Source organism: Mesorhizobium sp. M7A.F.Ca.CA.004.06.1.1 (assembly GCF_003999135.1).
In the GTDB taxonomy this organism is placed as follows: domain Bacteria; phylum Pseudomonadota; class Alphaproteobacteria; order Rhizobiales; family Rhizobiaceae; genus Mesorhizobium.
On record NZ_RZPQ01000355.1, the window covers coordinates 1 to 5913 of the forward strand.

The window sequence follows — 5913 nt, forward strand, 5'->3', positions numbered from 1 at the left end:
GCCTGATGGGCGTGCGGGAGACGGATGATGGCTGATGCAAAGACGGAAGTGACGGGCGACGCGATGCCGCTGTTCTATTCGAGGCCCGAGGCGCTCAACCCGGCGCGGCACGGCTCGCTGGGCCTGACCGCGCGCAGCGATTTCGGCTTCGCCCGCTCGGCGCACGCCATTCCGGTGGTGGCGTCGGAAATGCCGGCGGCGATGCGCTCCTACCCAATCGTCTTCATCGGCCCGGGCAAGGCGCCGGTGATCATCACCGGCGTGCGTCAGAACGAGAACCTGTTCGTCGGTGCCGAAGGCAAATGGACCGCGCCGCACTACATCCCCGCCTATGTCCGCCGCTATCCCTTCATCCTTGCCGAAGACCCGACATCGGCCGGCCGGCTGACGCTGTGCGTCGAACGGGCCAGCGACCGCATCGTCGACCAGTTGCTGGCGCCGTCCCGCGATGACAAGATCCTGCCGTTCTTCACCGGCAACGAGCCAACCGAAGCGACCAAACAGGCGCTCGCCTTCTGCAATCAGTTCCAGATCGACTTCCGAGCCACCCGCGAGATGGTCGAAAAGATCGATGCGCACGGCCTGTTTTCGCCACGCCAGAGCAAGGTGACGCTGGAAGGCGGCGAGGTGCTCAACCTCACCGATTTCCAGGTGATCGACGAGCCGGCCTTCAACAAATTGAGCGACGAGGCGTTTCTCGACCTGCGCAAATCAGGCGCGCTCGGCCTGCTCTATTGCCATCTCGCCTCGACCAACAGCTGGACCTCGCTGGTGCATCAGGCGTCGCTGCGGAAGGCGGGGCGGCCAGCGAGCTGATTTCACCCTGGCACGCACCAGATTGATCGTGACAACAGCGCAAGTGATTAACTTGAGGACACAGTGATAGTTCCGTCTTCAGGGCCGCTTACGATGGTCTCCTCGAAGTAATTATTTGTGATCCGAACATAGTATTCTCCAGTCAGAGCGCCGGATTCCGCTTTAAGCTTAAAGTTAATTGTTGTTGTGTCTTCGATGTTAGTGTCGTTGTCGTTGATCAATAAACATGAGGCTATGTCTGAAGTGTCAGCATAAATAAAGTCGATTACCAAGTACTCTGTGTCGTTAAACCAGCCACGGTCCGGGGAGACCGTCACGCTCACAGTAATCGGCTCTCCGGCTCTTACAGCATTCCCTTCAGGTGTATCGACGCGCACTATATCTACTCTTGCCATGATCCATCTCCCTTTGGCATTCTCAAATGACAATCGGGAACGCTAGTCGAGATCGCCGCGCCCGTTGCGGTTCATTGCGCCACCGGACCGCCCCATCGCACCGCCAGACCTGCCCATGGCGCCGCCCGATCGCCCCATGGCACCACCAGATCTCCCCATTGCTCCACCCGACCGACCAAACGAATGCGGGTCCAGCTCTGCACCCAACAGAACATCTTCGAGCGTTCCCGTGTCGAGCTCCAGCCGCATTGTCAGGTCACTCTTGTCGTACACCCAGACCTGCATTCCGCGGGCAAATGAGCCTATCTGCGATGAAAGTCCGGTATAGGCAGGGTCGCTTGGACCGCGGCTCATGACCTTCAGATCGGTGTCCGCCGGAGCTGGATAATCAACCGCGGTGCCAGGCCCATGAACAAGAAGTATGGTCGGTCTGGCCAGCTCGTAGAACTGCGCCTCGAAGGTGAATGCATAGATCCTTGCCAGCAGGCTGCCGGAGGCGTCGATCTGGTTCTGCAGGAATCTGTTATTGCCAGGTCTTGGAGGCCGTCCCCCATCGATCCTCTTCTTCAGCTTCAAATCTTCAAGAACTCTACCGAACAAGTGTATGGCCGAGGTATTTAAAATGGTTTCAGTTATCATGGATCACCCCATCCTCTGCAATGTCGATCAAAGCTCGGCGCCACTTCTGGACATCCAATATTTCTCGAAATAGCTCATATCCGGGAGACGCACCTGATCCCGTGGACGAGCGGTTCGACCCTCATGAACATGGCTCTTTCGGTCTGGCTTCGTCAGGCGAGGCCCGGCACGGTAGCGAAAAATCCCTCTTCGGTCGAAATCCCGGAAGATGATGCTTGATAGTTCTCCTCCGGTCACACGGTCGTCGACCGCGAGCATCGTTCTCGCCATGTCACGATAGTCCAGGAAATCCGGGGCGAGAGCCCACAGCGTCTCGGCGAGATAGGTACCCACGATATCGCGCGCGTCGAGCAGCGCTTCGACGAAACCGTCTGGATTGCGCGTGAAATCGCGGTCAAAGACTTTCTGGAGCGGCGCCTCGGCGGTTGGGTAGATCTCGGCGAGGTCGGCAAGATCTTCGGCCTCCGGCGAAATCAGTCCTCGATCCACCAAGCTCTCGTGAAAGACATCGACCAGAATGTCGAAGACGGCACCCGTTAGAGGTTGCGACAAGGCATGCTCGTCGGTCCAGCCGTCCGCGAAATCGGCCATCGTCAGCTTGTTGTTGGCCTCGCGTATCTGGCGGTGCGGTGAAAATTCCGAAAAGCGAGAGAGTTGATTGGCGATGTAGAGGTTCCCGCGCGTCACCGTCAGAACGTTTTCGATCACGGATGGAAAATGCATGGCCGCGATCAACGAAACGCAGTCGGAAAAGGCCTCCTGAAAGCCCAGATATTCGGGGAACTCAGCTCCCGGCTTGGGTATGCCGAGGACGCTGTAGACGAACGCATGGCCAACCTCATGCGCGATAATATCGAAGTCGAGGCTGAAGGGGAGCGCGCGTCCGTCTTTCGTGAATTGGCTGCCGAGCTCGAGGAAGCCATAGCCGTATTGAGCGTTGTCCCAATCCGGCAGGATCGAGATTTCCAGACGGTCGTGGTGATCGTGGAAATGCCAGACGAGCGGTTGGCCGATGTAACGCTCCCAAACGTCGAGCGTGAAGCGCACGCATCCGAACGCGTGCGCTGCTTCGAAGCCGGGCGTCGAGGGCTGATAGTGATCGAAGTTGCCTTCCTCGTCGGGAATGGCCGGATCGAGGATAGCTCGCGTCCAGGGCGGCAGGGAGATGAAGGGCGTGCCCAACGGACCGTGGTTGACGCCATAGGGCCGCATCTTGTCGGCCGGCTCGACGACATACATACGATCGTCGGATGGGCCAGGTCCGACACTGCCTCGCGGGGAAGAAACCGTAATGATCTCGGGACTTGACGTAGGGTCTTCGAACGGAGGCTGAACGAACAACCTGAACCGGGTACCCATTCCCCACCTCTCGGTTATATTAGTTACGTAACATAATATCCGCGGGATGGCGAGGGCGTTGGTTTTTCGGGTAAATCTTCCTGAAGGCCGATTCTTGATTATCGGCGACAATTTGACTCAAGAACAATGCGTATCGCTACTGCAGCAGCTGGAGCAACTTCTGGTAGCGAGGATGACTGCGAACAGAGGCGAAATCGGAATCGTTCTTGAACCAGAGTCTCATCTCGGCGCCAGCCTGCGGCAGCCACGCTTCCAAAAGGTCGATCGAACGTTCGAACTCCCCCAGCAACGCATAGGTACAAGCTGCGTTGTATTGGACGTTGATATCGTTAGGGTCGATCGCCAGAGACCGGTCAAGCCACTTGGCCGCCCTATCGCGTTCACCAAGGAAGGCCAGCACGATAGCCCCTAGGCAGGCACAATTGGCGTTCTCGGGATGCAAACGGAGTTCCTCTTCAGCTCTCTCCAATGCGATTCGTGCATAAAGCTCCGCATCGTTCTGTTGGCCGAGAGTCCGAAAGACGTTCACCAGCATGACCGGTGCGCCGTAGTCGGACGGTTTGATTTCCATCGCGCGCATGAAGTACGTGGCGGCGAACTCGAACTGGCCGCCGGTTACGCAAAACTCGGCATAGTAACGATTGGCCTCGTGGCAATTGGCGTCGAGCGTAAGAGCCTGTTCGAACGCCGCCGCGGCCTCGGAACGGCGATCGGCGAGGGACAGGGCAAAGCCCCTGGCTGAATGCGCTTCGGCCAAATTCGCGTCCAGGGCCAGGGCCTTGTCCGCGGTCGCGAGAATGTCGTCCACATGGATCGGTGAGCCGTAGTTCGACTGAAGGCGTACGTCGCAGACCGCCAGACCTGCATAGGCACGGGCATATCCCGGATCGAGCTCAATGGCCCTGATATAGCTTTGTCTGGCCATCAGGTGGTTGGCTCTGGTCGCGATGTGGCTGTAATCGCGCCCTCGAAGGTAATGCGTATAGGCTTCCACATTGTCCGTCGGCGCCTGCTCGATAGCTTTCCTCTCCTCAGGCAGGAGCTTGACCCTGAGCTGCGCCACGACCGCTTTGGCGATTTCGTCCTGCACGGCGAAGATGTCGGTGAGGTCGCGGTCGTAGCGGGCAGCCCAAACGTGTCCGTCCGTGGCGCCCTCGATCAACTCGGCATTGATCCTGACCCGGTTTCCCGCCTTGCGGACGCTGCCCTCGACAATGTAGCCGACGCCAAGCTCCCTGGCGATGCGTTCCATCTTGTCGGTCCTGCCCTTGAACGCGAAGACTGTATTGCGGCTGAGCACGAACAGGCCGGAGACGTTCGAGAGGTCGGTTATGATGTCTTCAGTGATGCCATCGCTGAAATACTGCTGGTCGGGATCAGCGCTAAGATTGGCGAATGGCAGGATCGCCACCGACGGCTTGTCGGACCGCACCAGCGTCTGGACGGTTCTGGCCGCAACATGCGTCTCGACATAAGACACGCCCTGGTCCCAGTTGGCGAAGTAGACATGCACCTGCTGGGCAATGTTCTTGACGGTCCTGGTGCCCTGATCGGCGAAGTCGACGCCCAGCTTGTTGCCGACCGCATGGCGCACCGCTTCCGAGCAGGCAATGCCGCCGGGCATCGCGAGGCCCTGCAGCCGCACCGCAAGATTGACACCGTCGCCCTGGAAATCATCGCCGTCGACGATGATGTCGCCAAGGTTGATGCCCATGCGAAACTTGAAATGCCGGTCCTCGGGAATGCCGGCATTCCGCTCGGGCATGCCGCGCTGGATCTCGACCGCGCAGCGCGCCGCATTGATTACGCTGCCGAACTCGACCAGAAAGCCGTCACCCATCACCTTGAAGATGCGCCCGCCGTGCTTGGTGACGGTCGGATCGAAGAACTCCCGTCGATGCTGCCGAAGGAGATTGAGCGTGTGCTCTTCGTCGACCTCCATAAGACGGCTATAGCCGACCACATCCGCGGCCAGGATCGCCGCCAGCCGACGCTCAACATGCTCCTCGGACATGTCGTCTCCTGAAATCGCAGACAATTGTTCCGCCTGAGTTAGTTCTAGCTGATTTACCTGCTCGGCGCCAACGCCGCTGGAGGTCGCTCGCGCCCGATTCGCGGTCTCGGCCGTCAGGGTCGCGAAATGGAAGCGAAAGCCGTTGGCCGATTATCCATGGCATATCGATCGCCCGCGACGCAAATTCCGGAGCCGCCTCGCTCTACCCGCGGACAACCTGTTGAGGCTCAACACCCAGGTCGGATGGGCAGCCCTACGTTCCCGGCTTCGGCTGGAAACGTCGTCCCCCCGCTCCCCGGCGCCAGATAGCAAAAAGGCCCGGTTACCCGGGCCCTTTATGCTTTTCAAATCTAAAGAAGATTTGGAGCGGGTGAAGCGATTCGAACGCTCGACCCCAACCTTGGCAAGGTTGTGCTCTACCCCTGAGCTACACCCGCTCGCACGGCGCTTGGCCGCAAGCCGGGCCTATATGGCTGAAGAGCGCGGCGATTGCAACAGGGAAATCGCAGGCTTTTTGCGACACGATGCGCGGGGCCGGCAAGCCGCCGGCGGGCGCGTGAGTGGCGGGCGGCGGGGCGCCAGCGCGAAGGGCGGTGCCGCTCACCATGATGTCGCATGACGGTCTTGTGTCGGCTGCCCCATTGGCCGTAAACGGCTGGCTTGAGAAACGGGACGAAACCGATGCCGAAG

The 5913-nt window shown here is 59.4% G+C and carries 5 protein-coding genes and 1 tRNA gene; 1 reads left to right on the top strand and 5 read right to left on the bottom strand.

Annotated features, from left to right (window positions below):
- Positions 1-27: 27 nt before the first annotated feature.
- The gene (locus tag EN906_RS20220) at positions 28-816 is read left to right on the top strand and encodes a SapC family protein (RefSeq protein WP_127267585.1); all 789 of its coding nucleotides are present in this window, start codon (positions 28-30) and stop codon (positions 814-816) included.
- 47 nt (positions 817-863) lie between these two features.
- On the opposite strand, the gene EN906_RS20225 is transcribed toward EN906_RS20220, so the two are convergent.
- The 5 genes from EN906_RS20225 to EN906_RS20245 form a co-directional block, all read right to left on the bottom strand.
- The gene (locus tag EN906_RS20225; protein ID WP_127267586.1) at positions 864-1211 is read right to left on the bottom strand and encodes a hypothetical protein; all 348 of its coding nucleotides are present in this window, start codon (positions 1209-1211) and stop codon (positions 864-866) included.
- 42 nt (positions 1212-1253) lie between these two features.
- Entirely contained in the window at positions 1254-1850 is a 597-nt protein-coding gene (locus EN906_RS20230) for a hypothetical protein (protein WP_127267587.1), read from the bottom strand.
- A gap of 27 nt (positions 1851-1877) precedes the next feature.
- On the bottom strand, positions 1878-3209 hold the full coding sequence (locus EN906_RS20235; RefSeq protein ID WP_127267588.1) for a hypothetical protein: 1332 nt from the start codon (positions 3207-3209) through the stop codon (positions 1878-1880).
- 136 nt (positions 3210-3345) lie between these two features.
- Complete coding sequence (locus tag EN906_RS20240; protein ID WP_127267589.1) at positions 3346-5223, bottom strand: adenylate/guanylate cyclase domain-containing protein; 1878 nt, start codon at positions 5221-5223, stop codon at positions 3346-3348.
- Between the two features lie 362 nt (positions 5224-5585).
- Positions 5586-5660: transfer RNA gene (locus EN906_RS20245), tRNA-Gly, on the bottom strand.
- Between the last annotated feature and the right edge of the window lie 253 nt (positions 5661-5913).

Excerpts from the sequence above, each read along its gene's own strand:
- EN906_RS20220 (WP_127267585.1), top strand. The coding sequence starts at position 28 with ATGGCTGATGCAAAGACGGAAGTGACGGGCGACGCGATGCCGCTGTTC.
- EN906_RS20225 (WP_127267586.1), bottom strand. The coding sequence starts at position 1,211 with ATGGCAAGAGTAGATATAGTGCGCGTCGATACACCTGAAGGGAATGCT.
- EN906_RS20230 (WP_127267587.1), bottom strand. The coding sequence starts at position 1,850 with ATGATAACTGAAACCATTTTAAATACCTCGGCCATACACTTGTTCGGT.
- EN906_RS20235 (WP_127267588.1), bottom strand. The coding sequence starts at position 3,209 with ATGGGTACCCGGTTCAGGTTGTTCGTTCAGCCTCCGTTCGAAGACCCT.
- EN906_RS20240 (WP_127267589.1), bottom strand. The coding sequence starts at position 5,223 with ATGTCCGAGGAGCATGTTGAGCGTCGGCTGGCGGCGATCCTGGCCGCG.